Origin of the sequence: Variovorax sp. W1I1, assembly GCF_030815625.1 — a bacterium.
GTDB lineage: Bacteria > Pseudomonadota > Gammaproteobacteria > Burkholderiales > Burkholderiaceae_C > Variovorax > Variovorax paradoxus_C.
In genome coordinates this window covers 1133353-1150716 of record NZ_JAUSWZ010000001.1, presented here as the reverse complement: position 1 = coordinate 1150716, position 17364 = coordinate 1133353, and the positions used below count along the sequence as shown (strand labels likewise).

Below are 17364 nucleotides of genomic sequence, written 5' to 3'. Positions count from 1 at the left end.
CTATAATCTGAGGCTTCGCCGGTGTAGCTCAGTCGGTAGAGCAGCTCATTCGTAATGAGAAGGTCGGGTGTTCGATTCATCTCTCCGGCACCAAATAAAGCCCCGTTGCTATGAAAATAGCAACGGGGCTTTTTCATTTGGGACGCCGGAATGCACGACCGTGGCATCCTTCGGGTAGTTCAAAAGCCCAATGCACAAACCAGCTCTACGTCATGGCAACTCATATCACCTTTAAAAATGCTGCTTCGAGAGTTGTATCTCTGCTAGAGAATGCCGCGGCTACCAATGGAGACTCTGCATTCGTTGACGCATGGGCAAAAATATTCGAAGTACCCGGCAATTTAGAGCAAACCCGCAGAGAAACCCAGGTCAGCCGCCTCATAACGGCGCTGGCGTCCCAAATCGAAGCGATTCAGGCTGCATTAACCGCGCAGCAAGTACCTCATGATTTAATTGAAATGCCAATTAGGCGAGTGCTAAATATGCTGGCACTTGGTCATTTGCGAGCAACGTGGAATGGCGTCAATATTTTGCAGCAAGATGTCATTATTTCCTACAAATGGTTCGCCCACGTCCTACCTGCTGACGGGGAAAAACTAGATTCCACCGCCTTTGCTGAGCTTGAAGCGCTGCTGATTGATCTAGAAAAAATTGCAAGACAAAATCAACTTCCGACTGCATTGAGTACGTATCTTGAGCGCGTCATTGAAGACATAAAAATAGCCATTTCCTTCATTCCAGTCTCAGGAATTGAACCACTTCGACAGGCCGTAGGAAAAGCGATTTTTGAAGCCTCTTTTGAAAAGGAAAAACTCAAATCAGCAGTTGAATCCATCCCCGTCGAGACTTCGCAAACGGCAATTTCCGTGCTCAGCCAAACGCTCAAAATAGCGGCTGCAGTTAGTGGCGATCTTGTGAAAATGGAAAAATTTTTAAAGATTGCCTCGGGCGACAACGAATGGCTTCCGAAACTGCTTGGGTGATTAACAGCCACGCCATGCATTTCATCCAGATCGCAGATAACTGTTAAATTCCTCCGCCATTAATTCTGAACTCACCTATGGCATTTATTGATTGGCTTCCCGTAATAACTGTAAATAGTTTAATAGGCTTAGCACTGTGGCTAAGCAGAACCGTCATCACGACGAGATTGACTAGAGCGGTCGAACACGAATTCAATGAGAGATTCGAGAATATAAAAGCCGAACATCGTCAAAGTGAAGAAATTTTCAAATCCGAACTTCGAACAAAAGAAATTCAAATATCAAATCTTCGGTCCGGCGCTTTGACTGGGATAGTTAATCGGCAAACGACGCAAGAGAAGAGGCGCCTTGATGCGGTAGATCAATTATGGTCTGCAATGCAAAAATTGACTCAGCTCAAAGGAGCGGCGACGATAATTTCGGTAATTAAATTTGAGGAAGCACTTGCCGCAGTTGCGAAGGAACCGAAAGCAAGCCAACTCTTTAAAACATTTGAAGCGGCAGCTCTAAATAAAGAAGATTCGGTTTTATTGAGTGACGCAGATATTGCACGCTTGCACGTTTCGGATCTGGCGTGGGCACTATTCTCTGCTTACAAAGCAATTGTAATTCTTGCTCGACTCCAGTTGGAGATGCTGAAATCTGGGCTAAATTCCACAGAAACCCTCGATACAGATAGTGCAATAAAAATCATCAAATCAGCGCTTCCTGATCATGCTGGCTATATCGACAAGAATGGAATGCAAGCCGCTTATCACCTCCTCGATGAACTGGAACTAAGACTACTAAAAGAATTGCGAAGAATTATGGAAGGCAAAGAAACCGATCAAGCGGCGATATTGCAATCTGCGGATGTTATGAAGCATGTCGACAGCTTAAATAGCGACATGGAGTTGAAGAAAATTGAAGCGCACTACACGCCCTCGCAACTCAGCATTTGAATTTCTTCCAAGTAACTTTGCTACCACGGCCACGCGGCAGCGAATTTTTTGATACCAACCAATTGAGCGTTTCGCGCCTTCGCCTCGTAACGTGACTAGTCGTCAGGCTGCCCACCCACAAAGCAGTTCGCTAACTCGCTCGACCGAACCGTAGCCCGCTTGGATCAAGATTTCAGCAATATCTCGCCCACTGATGAGAACGATGGGATGCCGGTCATCCCTCACCTCCGTGTAGGCCTGCCGAGCGATCACCGACGTGGTGACCAACACGCCGAACTGGCGATGGCGAATGCGAGAGATCAATCGCGCCACTTCACGCACACCAACCGTGTTTGCTGGGGCATCTGCAGAACTAGGTCGATAGCACTTGGCCTCCAAAGCGAACTCTGCGTACACGGGATCAGCACTCAGGCCTAGCAAGTACCTACCGATGGCATCTCGTCCGCCATCCACGCTACCTCTGGTGATCTCGTCAATGATCACGCGCCGATCCATCAGCTGGTAAACCCGTGCAGCGAACGATTCGAACGCAAAAGGCGAGTCTTTGAAGTGCGCCCAAACGCGCTCCAAGATCGCGGCTTTGAGCGGCGTGTCTGGCGTCTGCTCACTCTCCGTTCGAATCACCTTCGTGGGCTCGGACATCAACGGGCTGTACGCGCCCGTTTCCACCCAAGAGCGCCACGTACTCGGCGCCGTTGCCAAGGCGATCTCTTGCGAGTCGAGACTGTTGATCCACCCGCGCGGAATGGTGGCTGCATTGAGCACCGTGAAGACCGAGCGGTAGTTCTGAAACCGTTCGCCTGAGGTCGTCTTCCACACCGCCACCAAATCCTCCGTCATGGGGAGACCCGAAAACCCCGGCACGGCAAGCCCCTTGAATTGGATGGACCTGTTGCTCTTTGCCGTGGGGCACTTGGTGAAGACGAAGAACGGGGGGACTTGTGATCGCTTCGCCGCATCTCCGTGCGCGTTCTCGAAGGCCGCCTTCAGGATGAGATTGCCGCGACGCGTCGTGTCATGAAGGTCGTGGCCCGGCGTCCGGTTGTCGCCGTAGTACACGAACTGGCCCGTATTCAGATCAAGGCGATCCGGCCAATCGCCCTCTTCACCGCTTGAGTAGAGGACGACAAACTTCTTCTTTGCGCCAGCACCAGATGCACGAAAGCCGCCTTGGTTGCCGGAACCCGGTAGCAATTTCGCGATGGGATCGCTGCCCGTATTGCGAGCGCTGCCACCTTCATAGATCGCATCCACCACAAGGTCGGCAGTCGGCAAGTCCTCGAAGCTGAATATGCGCGTCATGGTCCAAGCGGAGGTCAAAAGGGGCAGCCAGAGCGAACTCGAGAAGGCTGGCCAGAACCATTCCTCGCGATATGCCTGCAAGCATTAGATTTGACAATCTTGACCGATTTCGGGCCGCGTTCAGACATTTCTCAGAGGAGAGCCCGCTAATCGCGGCCCGACGCTAGATACACTCATTTCATGAACTCCCGTCTGAACGCTCACGCCCAGCTCCGCACGGACTCGGGAAAACCAGGAGAACGCGTGTGACCGAGGAAGGCAGTTCAGGGCAAGACGCCCTCCTCGTCGATGTCACCCGACTCGCCGCGAAGCTCGATCAATTCGCCACGGAGCGCGATTGGGCGCAGTTCCACTCACCCAAGAATTTGGTGATGGCCTTGACGGGCGAAGTCGGCGAACTGAACGAGATCTTTCAATGGATGTCCGAGGCCGCGTCCAAAGAGGCCGGCCGAGATTCCCAAACCGCGAAGGCCGTGCAAGACGAGCTTGCGGACGTTCTGCTTTACCTCGTGCGCCTCTCCTCGGTCTTGGGCGTGGACCTCGACGCGGCGGTCCAGCAGAAGCTGAAGGACAACGCCATGCGCTATCCCGCAGACAAGGTCCGGGGCAGCAGCAAGAAGCACGGCCAGCCCGAAGCCGGCGAATCTGGGAAGGACTGACGTGATCGTCTACGAGGCCGACAAGAAGCAGTTTCTCAGCGACAACAACGACAGGGACATCGAAGATGTCATCCTCGCCAAGTACTTCGGCGCCACCGGCCGCAAGGTGCCAGCGGCAGAAATGAGGTCGTGGAGGGATTCGCTTGGCTACATGTCGAGAGTCCTCAGCGATTCTGAAATTCCGAATGATGTCGGCGTCGCTGTCGAGCTTCATATCCCGCAAAGCTCCAAGCGCATCGACATCAGCCTCACCGGCCGAGGTCTCGACAACTCGAAGAACGTCGTCATCGTCGAGCTCAAGCAATGGGACAAGGTGAAGGCTTCGACCAAGGACGCGTTGGTCAACACCTACCTTGGCGGAGGACATCGGGAGGTGGTTCATCCCTCGTACCAAGCGTGGTCCTATGCCTCGTTGATGGAGGGCTTCAACGAAGCGGTCTATTCCGGCGGCATCTCGGTTCAGGCTTGCGCGTACCTCCACAACTACGAACGCGATGGCGTCATCGACTCGGACCACTATGCCGGCTACATCGCGAAGGCGCCGCTGTTCCTCCGAGGCGAGACCGAGCGAGGCTTGCTGCGCAACTTCATCAAGCAGCACATCAAGTTCGGCGATCCGAGCGTGCTCTACGAATTGGTGAACGGCCGAATCAGGCCATCGAAGGCGCTCAGCGACAGCCTCGCAGGCTTGCTGAAGGGCAATGCCGAGTTCACCTTGATCGACGACCAGAAGGAGGTTTACGAGAACATCCTGGCCGCAGGTCGAGCCGCATCGAGCACGAGCCCCAAGGTGGTGATCGTCGAAGGCGGGCCGGGTACTGGCAAGACGGTTCTCGCCATCAATGCGCTTGTCACGTTGATGGGCGCGGGCTTGAACTGCAAGTACGTTTCGAAGAACGCTGCGCCAAGGCGCGTCTACGAAACCAAGCTCGCCGGCACGATGACGCGCACGCGTTACTCCAACCTCTTCACGGGCTCTGGTGGTTTCATCGACACGCCCGCCGACCAGTTCGACGTGCTGATCGTGGACGAGGCCCACCGCTTGAACGAGAAGAGTGGCCTGTACGGCAACCTGGGCGAGAACCAGGTCAAGGAACTCATCGCCGCCGCCAAGTGCACTGTGTTCTTCATCGATGAGGACCAGCGCGTGACGCTGAGCGACATCGGCACCAAGAAGACCATTCGCGACTTCGGCATCGGCAAGGGCGCGGAGGTGTCGGAGCACGAACTGGCTTCTCAGTTCAGGTGCAGTGGCTCGGACGGCTACATCGCGTGGCTGGACGACACGCTGGACGTTCGCCCGACTGCGAACAAGACGCTTACTCCCGCCGAATTCGACTTCAAGGTTTTCGGCACACCCGACGAGCTTCATGCATCGATCGCGGCGAAGAACACGTCGGGCACTGCGCGCGTCGTGGCCGGCTATTGCTGGCCGTGGACCAGCAAGAAAGACCCGAAGGCCTTCGACATCGTCATCGGTGAATACCGTAAGCGCTGGAACCTCGATGTCGATGGCAGCCTGTGGATCATTGCGCCGAACTCGATCAACGAAGTTGGCTGCATCCACACCTGCCAAGGGCTGGAGGTCGACTACATCGGGGTGATCATCGGGCCGGACCTGATCGTGCGCGATGGAAACGTCAAGACCGTGCCAGCGGCACGAGACCGGTACGACAAGACATTGCGTGGCTACAAGGTTCGGGCCAAAGCCGATCCTAAAAAAGCCGCTGCAGAAGCTGACCTCATCATCAAGAACACCTACCGCACGTTGATGACGCGAGGCATGAAGGGGTGCTACGTCTACTGCAGCGACGAAGAGACCGCAGCTTATTTCCGCGCCCGGCTGTCACCCGGTGCGATCGCTGCGGTCCCGGCATGAGGATCGGAGATGGGCGGTGATGCCCACCTCGATCCTTCAGGCCTTCTGCTGATCTAGCACGCGGATTCTCTTCAAGAGTTGTTGCGTGAGCCGGGCGACGTCGTCCGCCAAATCCGCCCCAATCCACATGAGATTGCCCCGATGCCTCGCCCCAATCGCTTCGAGCAACTCCTGCTCATCCCCGTAGCAGCAGTGCAGCAGAGATTGCAGTTGGGTCAACTTGTTCTCAAGAATGTCCGACGCGTCAGGGCCCCAGGTTCCGTCGTGGGAAGTGGGCGAGTTTTGCCCGGCGATAATTTGATCAGCCATTTGATGTGCGCTCTTTCGAAGTTGTTGCACGTTGATTGGTCAGACGGCCATGGTGTTAGCGCACCTTGGCCGTCGCCTTTTCTGCCTCACATCGACATCGCTGCGGTGTGCATTTCGATGTCCCGCCGTGAGGCGCGGCGGTCGTCGAATATAAGAAAAGAAACGCTTCGATGGAGCGCTCGCGCACCGAACAAATCGCGCATCCAGCCAACTTTTCCCACATCGGCAAGGCAAGGCAAAACGCCCCTCTGCCCGCGCGATTCGGCATCGCCCACCGCCTCATTCACACCCAGTTCTGCTGCACCCAACTGCGCACCGCGGCCCATTCGGATGTCTCGATGTAGTTCTGCGTCGCGGTCACGAGCGCGCCCACGTTCTTGTAGTCGTCCAAGCCGAACGGCTGGGCCAGCGGCACGTTGCCGCGCATGTAGTTGCCCCCGAGCATCTGGCCGGCCTGCGTCGCCGCCAGCTCCGCGGTGGCGTCCATGGTGAGGTTGAGCAGCGCCGTAGCGGGCACCGTGCCATTGCTGAAAGGCCACAGCCAATGCGTGACGCCCCAGTTCAGCGGATCGGACACCGAACCGATCGGCACGCCCACGGGGTTGACGCCGGTGCCCAGCGAGAGCATCACGATGTCCGACGTGCCCGTGGCGTAGCCCTGGTAGATGGCCTCCACCAGCGCCGTCATCGAGGGGTTGTTGGCGAAGGTGCCGCCGTCGGCGAAGTAGCCGAAGTCGCCCACCTGGTACGGCGGAAAATACGTGGGCGCGGCCGAGGTGGCGAGCGCAGCGTCCACCATGGCGATATCGCGGTAGGCGTTGCGCGGGCCGTTGGAGATGGTGCATGGCTCCCAGCTGCTCTGGCCCGGGTCCCACAGCCGTGCGGAATTGACGGCCACGAAGCGGCTCGCCGACGACATGGCGCCGTTGCCCACCAGCTTGCGGGCGACGGTCGCCAGGCCCGTGTTGACGTACTGGCAGCTGAAGATGCCCGGGCCGCTGCCCAGCAGTTCTTCATTCGATTGCGCCGGTGGCCGGTCTTGCTGCTTGGCTTGGGCGTCGAGCAACCAGCCGTTGGGCTGGAAGATGGTGGCGCCGTGGTTCTTGTAGAGGTCGACGATGGCGCCGATGTCCACGCCGCTCACCAGGCCCAGCGATATGAGGCCGCCGGTAGAAGTGCCGGCAAAGCCGTTCGCGTTCTTGACGATGCCGAAGCGCTGGTCGAGGTCCTGGATCAGCAGCGCCGTGATGATGCCGCGAATGCCGCCGCCGTCGCAGCAGAGAATCTTGAAGGACATGGGTCGTGCTCCTTGTTGGGCTGGACGCGTATGGTGCGCCGATCGGGTCGCGCAGCGTTGGAAATTTTCGGTGTCGATACGAAGGGCCGGGGATGCCTAAGTTGGAAGTATTCAGAGCGGCCCACGCCGGGCATCGGAGGCCTCTTCAGGGAGGCTGTAGCCGCCTTTCCGCCTATATGCGAAGCGGCTCATTCCTAGTACGCTGCCGGCTCGGTTCGCAGTCGTCGGCACGGGTTGTCTCAGGAGGCGCAGATGTACGCTAAAGAACTTTGGATTGTGGTCATCGAAGGGGGTCCGGGCGGAACGGACATGACGACCAAGAGCGCATTGGGGCTGTTCGAAAAGTATTCGAAGGACACCCGGTCTGCGACCACGCGCGTTGTCTGGAAGAAGATATCGAGCGGTGGACAACTCAGCGAAGTCAACCGCTGGGAAAGGCAAGGCCAAGTACCTTCGACCGCGCAAACCACTGCCACCGGAACGCTGGTGAACGTGGGCCTCTACATCGTTGCGCATGGGCAAGAGGGAAGCGGGCAAATCGCAGGCGCTGGTCCGAGCACCATGATTGCAAAGCTGGGCACTGCCGGCATACCGCGTGCCGACAAGGTGAGCTTTGTTGCTTGCTACTCCGGGCAGCAAGACGAAGGCGCAATTGGAGACACTCGCTTCCGCGACTACGACCCGACAGCGCATGGCCTCGATGTGCAAGACCTGTCGTTCATCAGCATGTTCGCCGTCGGGTATCAAACGGCTTACGGCTCCACAGATCCTTTGCATGTCGCGGGATGGGAGTCTTTCGTCAGTGCCTATCACCCGACCAAGACCGAAAACGCGCCGACCGTGGCGACCACGGATCACGCCTCGCACACGGGCAGGAAGTACGTGCAAGGGGTCTCGTCCAGCGGTTACACATTCATGAAGCCGAAGAGCTCGTCGCGCAAAGACAAGAAGCGCATGTTCAGGTGGACCTTTGTCGACGGGAGTGCCAAGGTCGAGAAGATCGGGTTGGACGATTGGAAGAAATCGGCATAGGGCCAAGCCCCTCCTCAAGGCATCCGCACGCCACGCCAGCGAACATGCAAACCTCACCGATCGTTCCCGCCGCCCCTTCCACGCCCTCCACCCCTTCGCTCGGCCCAGCCCTCAAGCGCTGGCGCCTGCTGCATCGCGTGAAGCAATCGCACGCGGCCGAGCTCTTCAACGTCAATCAATCGACCATCTCGCGCTGGGAGTCCGGCACGCAGGCGATGGAGCCCGCCGAGCGCGCACGCGCCGAGGCGTTGTTGTCGGCGCGGCTCGATGCGGCCGCCGACCATGCGCTGGCCAGGCTGGTCAACGAGAGCCCGCGGCCGGTGCATCTGGTGTGCGACATCACGCATCGCCTGCTGGCCTCGTCCGCGCGCAGGGCCGCCGAGTTCGGCGCGCCGCTCTCGCTGCTGCTGGGCCGCTCGCTCTGGCGCTATGCCACGCCGGAGATCGCGGGCAAGGAGGCGATGCTCGACGGCATCGGCTGGCGCGATGCGCTCGCGCCGCCCTCGCTGGAGTTCGCGACGGGCACCAACAGTTCGCAGCTCGTGCCCATTGCGCAGAGCCGTTGCCGGTGGACGCGGCTCACGCTGTCCGATGGGACGTCGGCGCGGTTGGTGGAGACGCTTTAGGCATGCGCGGGGGTTCCTCTGCGACTGGCGCTGCGTCGCTATGCTCGCCAAGCCCATGACCTCTGCTCGCCCCGATCCAACTGCGCCGGCCGCTCCCGCCGCCCCGGCCGCCGACCCGCCGCGCAGCCGGCGCGTCGCCTTCCTCGTCGCTGCCGCGTTCTTCATGGAGAACCTCGACGCCACCATCATCACCACCGCCGTGCCGGCCATGGCGCAGAGCTTCGGCGTGGCGCCGGTGGCGCTGTCTATCGGCATCAGCGCCTACCTGCTGGCGCTGGCCGTGTTCATTCCGGTGAGCGGCTGGGTGGCCGACCGCTTCGGTCCGCGCCAGGTGTTCGCGAGCGCGATCCTTCTCTTCACGCTGGCCTCGGTGGCCTGCGGCCTCGCGCAGAGCCTGCCGGTGTTCGTGGCGGCGCGCATCCTGCAGGGCATCGGCGGCGCGCTGATGGTGCCGGTGGGCCGGCTGGTGGTGTTGCGCAGCACGCCCAAGAGCGGGCTGGTGAAAGCCATTGCCACGATCACCTGGCCCGGGCTGGTCGCGCCGATCCTGGGCCCGCCGCTGGGCGGCTGGATCGCCAGCGCATGGACCTGGCACTGGATCTTCTTTCTCAACGTGCCGCTGGGCGCCGTGGCCCTGGTGCTGGCCCTGCGCTGGATCGACGGCGCACCGGGGGAGCGGCGGCCATTCGACTGGCCCGGTTTCTTTGCCAGCGGCGCGGGTCTTGCCGCGCTGATGTACGGGCTCGACCTGCTGAGCCACACCGCGATCGACTGGCCGCAGGCGCTGGCCTTCGTGGCGGGTGGCGCGTGTTCGCTCGCGTGGGCGCTGTGGCACCTGCGGCGCACGAGCCATCCGCTGGTCGGCCTGTCGGCCTTCGGCGTGCAGACGTTCCGGGTGTCGGTGTTCGGCGGGTCGCTGTTTCGGGTGGCGATCAGCACGGCGCCGTTTCTGCTGCCGCTGATGTTCCAGCTGGCCTTCGGCTTCAGCATGGTCGCCTCTGGCTTCATGATGCTGGCGCTGTTTGCGGGCAACCTGGGCATGAAGCCGGCCACGGGCTGGGTGATGCGGCGCCTTGGTTTTCGGGGCACGCTGATGGTCAACGGCGTGCTGGTGGCGCTGGGGTTCGTGGCCTGCGCGGCGCTGTCGCCGGACACGCCGCTCGCGGTGATGGCCGCGGTGATGGTGGTGGGCGGCATGTGCCGCTCGATGCAGTTCACGGCCTTCAGCACGCTGGCCTTTTGCGACACCACGCCCGCGCAGACCAGCAGCGCGACGACGCTGTTCAGCATGTTCCAGCAACTGAGCGCGGGCATCGGCATCGCGTTCGGCGCGATCGCGCTGAGCGTGGCCCAACGCTTCACGGGGCATGCGGGCCATCCGGGCGTGGCGGACTTTCGGATCGCGCTGGGGTTGGTGGCGGCGCTGGCGTTGCTGGCGCTGATCGATGCGGCGGGCTTGCCGCGCAATGCGGGCGCACGTGTGAGCGGGCACGGCGACGCTGCTGCGCCGCAGGCTTCGCGCTGAACGGCTGATAGCGCCCGGCCCTTGGCAACGGTGCTTGCTGCAAACTCCGCTGACTGCATCTGCCCGTCCGCCCCTTACTCATCTTCCGGAGTCCGCATGGCGTCTTCACCTCCTTCTTCTCCTTCTTCTTCGTCTTCTTCAACTCCTCACTCCGCCGCGCCGCACCCGCACTACGACCGCCTGATCGCCGCCGCCCGCGCCCTCCCCCCGCTGCGCGTCGCGGTGGTCCACCCGGTCAACGCGGTGTCGCTCGAAGCGGCGCTGGCTTCGGCCGCGCTGGGCCTCATCGCGCCGACGCTGGTCGGCCCGCGCGCGAAGATCGAAGCCGCGGCGCGCGAGGCCGGCGCCGACATCTCGCACCTCACCATCGTCGATGCGCCGCACAGCCACGCCGCGGCCGACGCCGCCGTGGCGATGGCCTTGCGCGGCGAGGTCGATGCGTTGATGAAGGGCAGCCTGCACACCGACGAGCTGATGGGCGCGGTGGTGCGGCGCGAAGGCGGGCTGCGCACCTCGCGGCGCATCAGCCACTGCTTCGTGATGGACATTCCGGGCCATGCGCAGCCGCTGGTCATTTCCGACGCGGCGATCAACATCGCGCCCACGCTCGAAGAGAAGGTCGACATCGTGCAGAACGCCATCGACCTCGCGCATGCGCTGCACATGCCGGCCGTGCGGGTGGCGATTCTCTCGGCCACCGAAACGGTGAACGCCAAGGTGCCCTCCACGCTCGACGCCGCCGTGCTCTGCAAGATGGCCGACCGCGGCCAGATCACCGGCGCGCAGCTCGACGGCCCGCTGGCCATGGACAACGCCATCGACCCCGAGGCCGCGCGCATCAAGGGCATCGTCTCGCCGGTGGCCGGCCGCGCCAACGTGCTGATCGTGCCCGATCTTGACGCGGGCAACATGCTCGCCAAGAGCCTCACATTTTTGGGCGGCGCCTATGCGGCGGGCATCGTGCTGGGCACGAAGGTGCCGGTGATCCTGACGAGCCGGGCGGATTCGGAATCGGCGCGGCTAGCGTCTTGTGCGGTGGCTTCGATGCTGGTGAAGGCGGGGAAGGATCGGTTGATCAAGGCGGTGGGGTGACTCGTCGATTGAAGTTCGCGTGGGTGTCTCTTTTTAGCTTTGTCACTTCGCAGGCGCGCACCTACCATCGGCCGCGCTGCGCCGACTCGAATGTCACAGCACTCGGTACCGCCGCCCTGAATCGCAACCCATCTTTTCCCGCAATGAATCGTTCTCTCGTCGCCCTGTCCCTGGTCCTCGCACTGACACTGGCCACTTCGATCTCCTCGGCAAAGACCTACCCATACGAGCCCGCCATCGTCACACTTCAGGGCACGCTTCTTTCCGGTGATGGCATCACCCCAGACGACAAGAAGATCAAGTTCCCGGCGATACGGCTCACCGAGCCGATCTCCGTTCCAGAAGACGAGCCACGTGATTGGCCCGCCGAGAAAGGCGTGGTGCTGCTGCACCTGGCGCTCGACGAAAAGAACATGGCGGCGTTCAAGCGTTTGAAGGGGCAGCCGGTCAAGGTAACCGGCAAGCTCTTTCATTCGGACAACGGCAACCACCAGACAAACGTGCTGATTTTTCCGGTGTCCATCACGCCCGCAAAGTAATGCCCGCAAGCCCCGCGCATATCTCATGCGTGGACATCGCCCGATCGCCTCCCTACGATCCCGCCGATGAACATCGAGCAACTCAAGGGCAAGCTCGCCTTCCTGCGCGAGGCGGAAAAACTCAAGGACGTGCTGCGCAGCGGCCACACCTCCTCCGGCCGCGCGGAGAGCACGGCCGAGCACAGCTGGCGGCTGTGCCTCATGGCGATGGCGTTCGAAGAAGAGCTGGCCGGGCTCGACCTGCTGCGCGTGCTGAAGCTGTGCGTGGTGCACGACTTGGGTGAGGCGATCCATGGCGACATTCCGGCGATCAGCCAACACGCGCATCCCGACAAGAGCGAGCGCGAGCGCAACGATCTGCTGACGCTGATGGCGCCGCTCGATGACAAGCTGCGCGGCGAGCTGCTCGCGCTGTGGGACGAGTACGAAGCCGCCGCCTCGCCCGAGGCCAAGGCGGTGAAGGCGCTCGACAAGCTCGAGACGATCCTGCAGCACAGCCAGGGTGCGAACCCGGAGGATTTCGACTACGCGTTCAACCTGGGATATGGGCGCAAGCACACGGGGACTGCGCCGCTCTTCAGCTCGCTGCGCGAACTGCTCGACGACGCCACGCGGCGCAGGATGTCGGCGGCGCCGGTCCACCGATAGCGCAGGGAGAGCGAGGTTCTGCCTCGCGGTGCGATCACACGCGGCCCGCAGTGACCAAGAGCGTCACTGACGACGCTCTACCGCCCCGGCCAGCACTTTGATCACCTGAGTTCCGCCCCGCCGGCTGCTGCCGGCGTCGGTCGCGACTCGGGCTCTCATCTACCGCAAGTTGTATAAAACACACAAAAAGTGTTTCTGTAATGTAAGTAACAGATGCTTGTGACACTTTCCACACACTAAACTTACATTTTTGAAACAACTTCACGTGTTCGATGCGCACTTCTTTTTCGCTGGTTGCAGGTGCGCGTCGCCTCGGTGTGGTGCTTGGCTGTTGCGCCGTGTTCTTCGGCCCGGCGGCCGCCTGGGCCGGGTTGAACGAAGTCGGCAAGGCGACGCCTAGCGTCCATCGGCTGAAGCTTTTCGTCGATCCAGTGCTGGCTGACGGCATCGGCGCCGCGGAAGCGGGCCGGCGCCTGGCGCAGTACGTGGCCGACGTCAACACGGTGTTCACGCGCGAAACGGTGCGCAGCTTCGTCTTCGATCCGGTCAACGACCTGCAGCTGATCGCCCCCGCCGAAGCGCCGGCCTGCAGCCACAACGGACTGGTGAACGGCGAGATCGCGGTGTGCATCTCCAAGTCGGCGCGGGGCTACAGCCACGGCGGCCTTGCCGCAAGCTGGACCTTTCCGCAGAAGGGCGTGGCCTGGAACCTGAACTGGATCGCGATTCACGATCCGCTGCGCCTGTCGCGCGACATCACCAAGGCCGCGCCCGAATCCACAGAAAAAGACTACCTGGGCCGCCAGCTCAAGACGCTGCTGCACGAGCTGGAGCACGTGTTCGGCGCCGGCGCGGGCGAGTACTACAACGCCTCGGCGGTGAAGGACACGACCGGCACCGCACCGCAGGCCGACCTGGCGCTGATGAGCGACACCGACCGCTACTGGTGGACCCGCCAGAGCTGGCGGCTCGATCCGCTGCTGGGCACCGTGTTCGAGCAGCGGCGCGACCCGGCGACGAATCGGGTCATTACGCTCAACATGATTCGCTTCACCGCGGGCACCAAGGCCAACATCAACACCGACTGGAGCGACTGGCCGAAGTACGGCACGTCGAAATTCATGGCGGGCACGACGGCCACGCAGGTGCGCATCACCGATCGCGGAACGGGCGCCGCATTGCCGGGCGCGCAGGTGTCGGTGTGGCGCAATGCCGGCACATCGACGGAGCAGCCGATGGTGTTGCTGGCGCAGGGCGTGGTCGATGAGGCGGGGCGCTTTTCTTTCGACTGGGCTTGCGGCTTCACCTGCTTCAACAGCGCGAAGTCGACGCTGCTGGTGAAGGCATCGGCGCCCGGGCGTTCACCGACGGCGAGCTGGTTCACGATCTTTGATGCGTTCGAGCAGAAGGCGGTGAAGGGGCAATCGACCTTCACCATCGACATGTCGCTGGGCGGCGCGGACAACGTGCCGCCGACGGTGTCGGTCTCGGCGCCCGCAATGGCCACGCTGGGGCAGCCAGTCACCATTGCGCCGGCCGTGGTGGACAACGTGGGCGTTTGGGGCGTGAAGGTGGCGGGGGCCGATGGCATTCCGATCTGCACTTTCGAAGCACCGCCCTTCACCTGCACCTGGACGCCGATGACGCCGGGCATGCAGACGATTCGCGTGATCGGCGTGGATGCGGCGGGCAACTCGGCGATGGCGACTGCGAATGTGATGGTGAATGCGCCGGCGGATGTGGCGCCGCCGGTGGTGTCGGTGGCGGTGCCCGCAGCGACGGGGGTGAGCCGGACGACGACGCTGTCAGCCGCGGCGCAAGCCAACTCGGGCATTGCAGAGCTTCAGTTCATCGTGGATGGGAAGACGCTGTGCACGGTGAAGGCCGCGCCGTATACGTGCAACTGGACGCCGGGTGCGGCCGGCTACGCGAGCATCGAGGCGCGGGCTGTGGACGCGATGGGGAACATCGCCAGCGTGTCGGCGAACATGCAGGTGAACGCGCAGATCATGCCGTATCGGGCACTGGCGTTGAAGGAGGGGGAGAAGGACGTGGCTGAGCAGCTGATGACGCAGGCTGCTGCCCCGGCAGCGGTGGTGGCTGTGCCGAAGGTGCGGACGGCTGTGGCGTCGCGGGAGCGCAGTGGGTCTTGAGATCGAGTGACCACGCTGCCCTCAGCACTGCTTCGATTCACTGCCGCGCCCGCACAAACAAAGGCTCTCGAACGCCAGCCCGAATTTCCGCCGCGTCTTCTCGCAGACGCCGCGAGGCCACAGAATGGCAGCATGCCAAAGCTGCTTCACGCCCCTCTCTTCTCCGCGGTACTCGCCTGCTTCTTGTCGGCCTTCATGGCTGCATCGGCCGTTGCAGCACCTCCCGGCGCAACGCCTGGAGAGCCGGTGCCCGCGGGTTCTCCGGTCGCCGCGGGGCCAATTCATTTTCAGTTCGCCATCTATTACCCCAAGCGCCCGGCCGCGGAACCGTTGACGTCTCTGCGCAATCGCCTCGCGCAGATCAGCGGCAGTCCCAAGCTCGTGACGGCCGCGCCACCGCCGGCTTCGTTGACCCAAGCAATCGTGCTCGCCCGATGGAACACGACCACGGTACAGAAGGACTACCGGCCGCCCAGCACGGACCTGCTGCAGCGTTTCGGCCGCGGTCTTTCGCGTGAACAGGCCGAGGCCCTGCAGCGCACCGAGCAGGCGCTGATCCTCGACTTCGCGCATCCGGCACCGCAGGCTCGGACCGCACTTTTCAAAGCCATCGACGTGGCTCTGCAGGTCGCGCGCGACGGCAACGGTCTGTTGTGGGACGAAGAAACGCGCGAGGTCTTCACGCCCGACGAATGGCGGAAGCGCCGCATCGACTCCTGGGAAAACGGCGTCCCCGACGTGGCGATGCACACGGTCATCCACGCCTATCGCAGCGACAACCTGGTGCGCGCCATCACACTCGGCATGTCGAAGCTCGGCCTGCCCGACGTTGTCGTGAGTGACTTCTCGTGGTCCTCGAACCGGCCTATGGGCAATCTGGTCAACGTGTTCGCTCAAGCCATGGTCGAAGGCGCCACCATCGCTCGCGCCGGGCAGTTCGACCTCGACCTGCGCGGGTTGAAGCACTCCGGCGCGCGCGACCCACAGCTCAAGAGCCTGAAACCCAATGCGGCGCCTGTCGCGAAGCTCTCGCTGGTAAACGGCAAATGGGAAAGCGGCGATCCGCAGAACCGCCTTTTCGAGATCCGCTTCGACCGCTACAAGGGCCCCGACCGCTACGCGCAGCAGACGGCCCTGCTCACCGCCATCTTCGGCGCGAACGAAGATGCGGTCACTCGCCTCAAGCACAACGACGAACTGCTCGCCGCCAGCAAGGCCGCCGGCGCGCAACTTGCCAAGCTGCGCGATACCTTCAACAAAGGCCTGCAACCCGGCGAGTACATCCTCGTGAAGGCCCCGTTCACCACACGAGAAGGCGGCAACGAATGGATGTGGGTCGAGATCGCCCGATGGAACGGTGACACCATCGAAGGCCTGCTGAAGAACGAACCGGTCGACGTGACCGGACTGCATGCCGGGCAGATGGTCAAGGTGTCTCAGGCCAAGCTCTTCGACTACATCCGCCGCTATCCCGATGGCCGCGAGGAAGGCAACGAGACCGGCAAGATCATCGGGCGCCAGCAGGGCAAAAAATGACCATGAAATCCATCCCGCTGCAACGCGCCTACCTCCTTCTTGTCGCCCTGGCCGTCTTTGTCGGCTGCTGGTTGGCTCCCGTCGATGCCCCGGCACGCGAACAAATCAACGAGGGTTTGAAGCGCGCACTCACCACCTTCGCTGCTGCACGGGCGCTGGGCGCAGTTGTTTCCGTCGCCCAGGGTACGCAAGTCGATGCGACACCGGGCGGCGTCGGCGTCAGCTTTGCACCAGGGCAGGCCGTGAAACCGTTGAACGAATTGATCGAACAGTTCGCGGCCATCATGCTGGCCGCCAGCGTGTCATTCGGAATCCAGTTGGTGCTTCTGAACATCGGTGCGCACCAATTGATGTCCGGCCTCGTGTGCGGGGTCGCGCTCGCATGGGGCATTGCGCGCTGGCGACGAGGTACGTCACCGCGGTGGCTGCAATCAGCCTTGATCGGATTGCTATTGGTGCGCTTCGCGGTGCCGCTCTGCGCCGTGGCGAATGAGGGTGTCTATCGCGCCTTCATGGCAAACGACTACCAGGCTGCCTTGTCCGGCATCGAGAAATCACCGACTGCGGTGATCGACGCGACACAAGAGGCGCCCTCGGCCCAGGAAGGCTGGAGAGAACGCGTCGAACGTTGGCTGCCGAAGCTGCCCAACCTCAAAGCGACTTACGACCAGATTCTCAAGTCCGCCTCGGAATGGGCCGAGCGCATCGTGAAACTGATCGCACTCTTCGTGCTACAGACGATCGTCCTGCCGCTGGTCTTCCTGCTCGTCGCGTGGCGACTGGCGCGGGCGGCGATTCGAGGGCCGACTTTCTCACAGGCCACCGCTCGAGTTTCATAGAAAG

Annotated in this window: 16 protein-coding genes and 1 tRNA gene; 14 read left to right on the top strand and 3 right to left on the bottom strand. The window is 61.8% G+C overall.

Going from position 1 to position 17364, the window contains the following annotated elements:
• Positions 1-17 precede the first annotated feature (17 nt).
• The 3 genes from QFZ83_RS05475 to QFZ83_RS05465 all read left to right on the top strand — a co-directional run bounded on the left by QFZ83_RS05475 (position 18) and on the right by QFZ83_RS05465 (position 1924).
• A tRNA-Thr gene (locus QFZ83_RS05475) sits at positions 18-93 on the top strand.
• A 119-nt stretch (positions 94-212) separates the two neighbouring features.
• The gene (locus tag QFZ83_RS05470; protein WP_307503546.1) at positions 213-983 is read left to right on the top strand and encodes a hypothetical protein; all 771 of its coding nucleotides are present in this window, start codon (positions 213-215) and stop codon (positions 981-983) included.
• A 77-nt stretch (positions 984-1060) separates the two neighbouring features.
• The gene (locus tag QFZ83_RS05465) at positions 1061-1924 is read left to right on the top strand and encodes a hypothetical protein (protein WP_307503545.1); all 864 of its coding nucleotides are present in this window, start codon (positions 1061-1063) and stop codon (positions 1922-1924) included.
• A gap of 102 nt (positions 1925-2026) precedes the next feature.
• On the opposite strand, the gene QFZ83_RS05460 is transcribed toward QFZ83_RS05465, so the two are convergent.
• Positions 2027-3226, bottom strand: coding sequence for a restriction endonuclease (locus QFZ83_RS05460; RefSeq protein WP_307503543.1), 1200 nt, complete (start codon positions 3224-3226; stop codon positions 2027-2029).
• A gap of 245 nt (positions 3227-3471) precedes the next feature.
• Between QFZ83_RS05460 and QFZ83_RS05455 the strand changes: the two genes are divergently transcribed.
• Both QFZ83_RS05455 and QFZ83_RS05450 read left to right on the top strand, forming a co-directional pair.
• The gene (locus QFZ83_RS05455) at positions 3472-3885 is read left to right on the top strand and encodes a nucleotide pyrophosphohydrolase (protein ID WP_307503540.1); all 414 of its coding nucleotides are present in this window, start codon (positions 3472-3474) and stop codon (positions 3883-3885) included.
• Between the two features lies 1 nt (position 3886).
• Positions 3887-5764 (top strand): DUF2075 domain-containing protein, encoded by a 1878-nt coding sequence (locus QFZ83_RS05450; RefSeq protein ID WP_307503538.1) that lies wholly within the window; start codon positions 3887-3889, stop codon positions 5762-5764.
• Positions 5765-5800: 36 nt separating this feature from the next.
• Here the strand turns inward: QFZ83_RS05450 and QFZ83_RS05445 are convergent, their stop codons facing one another.
• Together QFZ83_RS05445 and QFZ83_RS05440 are read right to left on the bottom strand one after the other, a co-directional pair.
• Positions 5801-6073, bottom strand: a complete 273-nt coding sequence (locus tag QFZ83_RS05445; RefSeq protein WP_307503534.1) for a hypothetical protein — start codon at positions 6071-6073, stop codon at positions 5801-5803.
• A gap of 283 nt (positions 6074-6356) precedes the next feature.
• Positions 6357-7370: a patatin-like phospholipase family protein gene (locus QFZ83_RS05440; RefSeq protein ID WP_307503531.1), complete on the bottom strand. Its 1014-nt coding sequence runs from the start codon at positions 7368-7370 to the stop codon at positions 6357-6359.
• A gap of 309 nt (positions 7371-7679) precedes the next feature.
• Here QFZ83_RS05440 and QFZ83_RS05435 point away from each other — a divergent pair, with 309 nt between their 5' ends.
• The 9 genes from QFZ83_RS05435 to QFZ83_RS05395 all read left to right on the top strand — a co-directional run bounded on the left by QFZ83_RS05435 (position 7680) and on the right by QFZ83_RS05395 (position 17360).
• Positions 7680-8402, top strand: coding sequence for a hypothetical protein (locus QFZ83_RS05435; RefSeq protein WP_306882773.1), 723 nt, complete (start codon positions 7680-7682; stop codon positions 8400-8402).
• A gap of 44 nt (positions 8403-8446) precedes the next feature.
• A complete protein-coding gene (locus QFZ83_RS05430) occupies positions 8447-9028 on the top strand; it encodes a helix-turn-helix transcriptional regulator (protein WP_307503528.1) in 582 nt (193 codons plus the stop codon).
• A gap of 55 nt (positions 9029-9083) precedes the next feature.
• Positions 9084-10553: an MFS transporter gene (locus QFZ83_RS05425; protein ID WP_307503525.1), complete on the top strand. Its 1470-nt coding sequence runs from the start codon at positions 9084-9086 to the stop codon at positions 10551-10553.
• A gap of 96 nt (positions 10554-10649) precedes the next feature.
• Positions 10650-11645, top strand: a complete 996-nt coding sequence (locus QFZ83_RS05420; protein ID WP_307503523.1) for a bifunctional enoyl-CoA hydratase/phosphate acetyltransferase — start codon at positions 10650-10652, stop codon at positions 11643-11645.
• Between the two features lie 143 nt (positions 11646-11788).
• On the top strand, positions 11789-12184 hold the full coding sequence (locus tag QFZ83_RS05415) for a DUF4431 domain-containing protein (protein ID WP_307503520.1): 396 nt from the start codon (positions 11789-11791) through the stop codon (positions 12182-12184).
• A gap of 66 nt (positions 12185-12250) precedes the next feature.
• Positions 12251-12832: an HD family hydrolase gene (locus QFZ83_RS05410; protein WP_307503517.1), complete on the top strand. Its 582-nt coding sequence runs from the start codon at positions 12251-12253 to the stop codon at positions 12830-12832.
• Between the two features lie 272 nt (positions 12833-13104).
• Positions 13105-14985 (top strand): Ig-like domain-containing protein, encoded by a 1881-nt coding sequence (locus tag QFZ83_RS05405; protein ID WP_307503514.1) that lies wholly within the window; start codon positions 13105-13107, stop codon positions 14983-14985.
• 132 nt (positions 14986-15117) lie between these two features.
• Complete coding sequence (locus tag QFZ83_RS05400; RefSeq protein WP_307503512.1) at positions 15118-16521, top strand: DUF2314 domain-containing protein; 1404 nt, start codon at positions 15118-15120, stop codon at positions 16519-16521.
• A complete protein-coding gene (locus QFZ83_RS05395) occupies positions 16518-17360 on the top strand; it encodes a hypothetical protein (RefSeq protein ID WP_307503509.1) in 843 nt (280 codons plus the stop codon). Before QFZ83_RS05400 ends, QFZ83_RS05395 begins: the two co-directional genes overlap by 4 nt.
• Positions 17361-17364 lie beyond the last annotated feature (4 nt).

What these genes read in the sequence shown, in the direction of transcription:
- QFZ83_RS05470 (WP_307503546.1), top strand. Translation starts at nt 213, where the DNA reads ATGGCAACTCATATCACCTTTAAAAATGCTGCTTCGAGAGTTGTATCT.
- QFZ83_RS05465 (WP_307503545.1), top strand. Translation starts at nt 1,061, where the DNA reads ATGGCATTTATTGATTGGCTTCCCGTAATAACTGTAAATAGTTTAATA.
- QFZ83_RS05460 (WP_307503543.1), bottom strand. Translation starts at nt 3,226, where the DNA reads ATGACGCGCATATTCAGCTTCGAGGACTTGCCGACTGCCGACCTTGTG.
- QFZ83_RS05445 (WP_307503534.1), bottom strand. Translation starts at nt 6,073, where the DNA reads ATGGCTGATCAAATTATCGCCGGGCAAAACTCGCCCACTTCCCACGAC.
- QFZ83_RS05440 (WP_307503531.1), bottom strand. Translation starts at nt 7,370, where the DNA reads ATGTCCTTCAAGATTCTCTGCTGCGACGGCGGCGGCATTCGCGGCATC.
- QFZ83_RS05435 (WP_306882773.1), top strand. Translation starts at nt 7,680, where the DNA reads ATGACGACCAAGAGCGCATTGGGGCTGTTCGAAAAGTATTCGAAGGAC.
- QFZ83_RS05430 (WP_307503528.1), top strand. Translation starts at nt 8,447, where the DNA reads ATGCAAACCTCACCGATCGTTCCCGCCGCCCCTTCCACGCCCTCCACC.
- QFZ83_RS05425 (WP_307503525.1), top strand. Translation starts at nt 9,084, where the DNA reads ATGACCTCTGCTCGCCCCGATCCAACTGCGCCGGCCGCTCCCGCCGCC.
- QFZ83_RS05420 (WP_307503523.1), top strand. Translation starts at nt 10,650, where the DNA reads ATGGCGTCTTCACCTCCTTCTTCTCCTTCTTCTTCGTCTTCTTCAACT.
- QFZ83_RS05415 (WP_307503520.1), top strand. Translation starts at nt 11,789, where the DNA reads ATGAATCGTTCTCTCGTCGCCCTGTCCCTGGTCCTCGCACTGACACTG.
- QFZ83_RS05410 (WP_307503517.1), top strand. Translation starts at nt 12,251, where the DNA reads ATGAACATCGAGCAACTCAAGGGCAAGCTCGCCTTCCTGCGCGAGGCG.
- QFZ83_RS05405 (WP_307503514.1), top strand. Translation starts at nt 13,105, where the DNA reads ATGCGCACTTCTTTTTCGCTGGTTGCAGGTGCGCGTCGCCTCGGTGTG.
- QFZ83_RS05400 (WP_307503512.1), top strand. Translation starts at nt 15,118, where the DNA reads ATGCCAAAGCTGCTTCACGCCCCTCTCTTCTCCGCGGTACTCGCCTGC.
- QFZ83_RS05395 (WP_307503509.1), top strand. Translation starts at nt 16,518, where the DNA reads ATGACCATGAAATCCATCCCGCTGCAACGCGCCTACCTCCTTCTTGTC.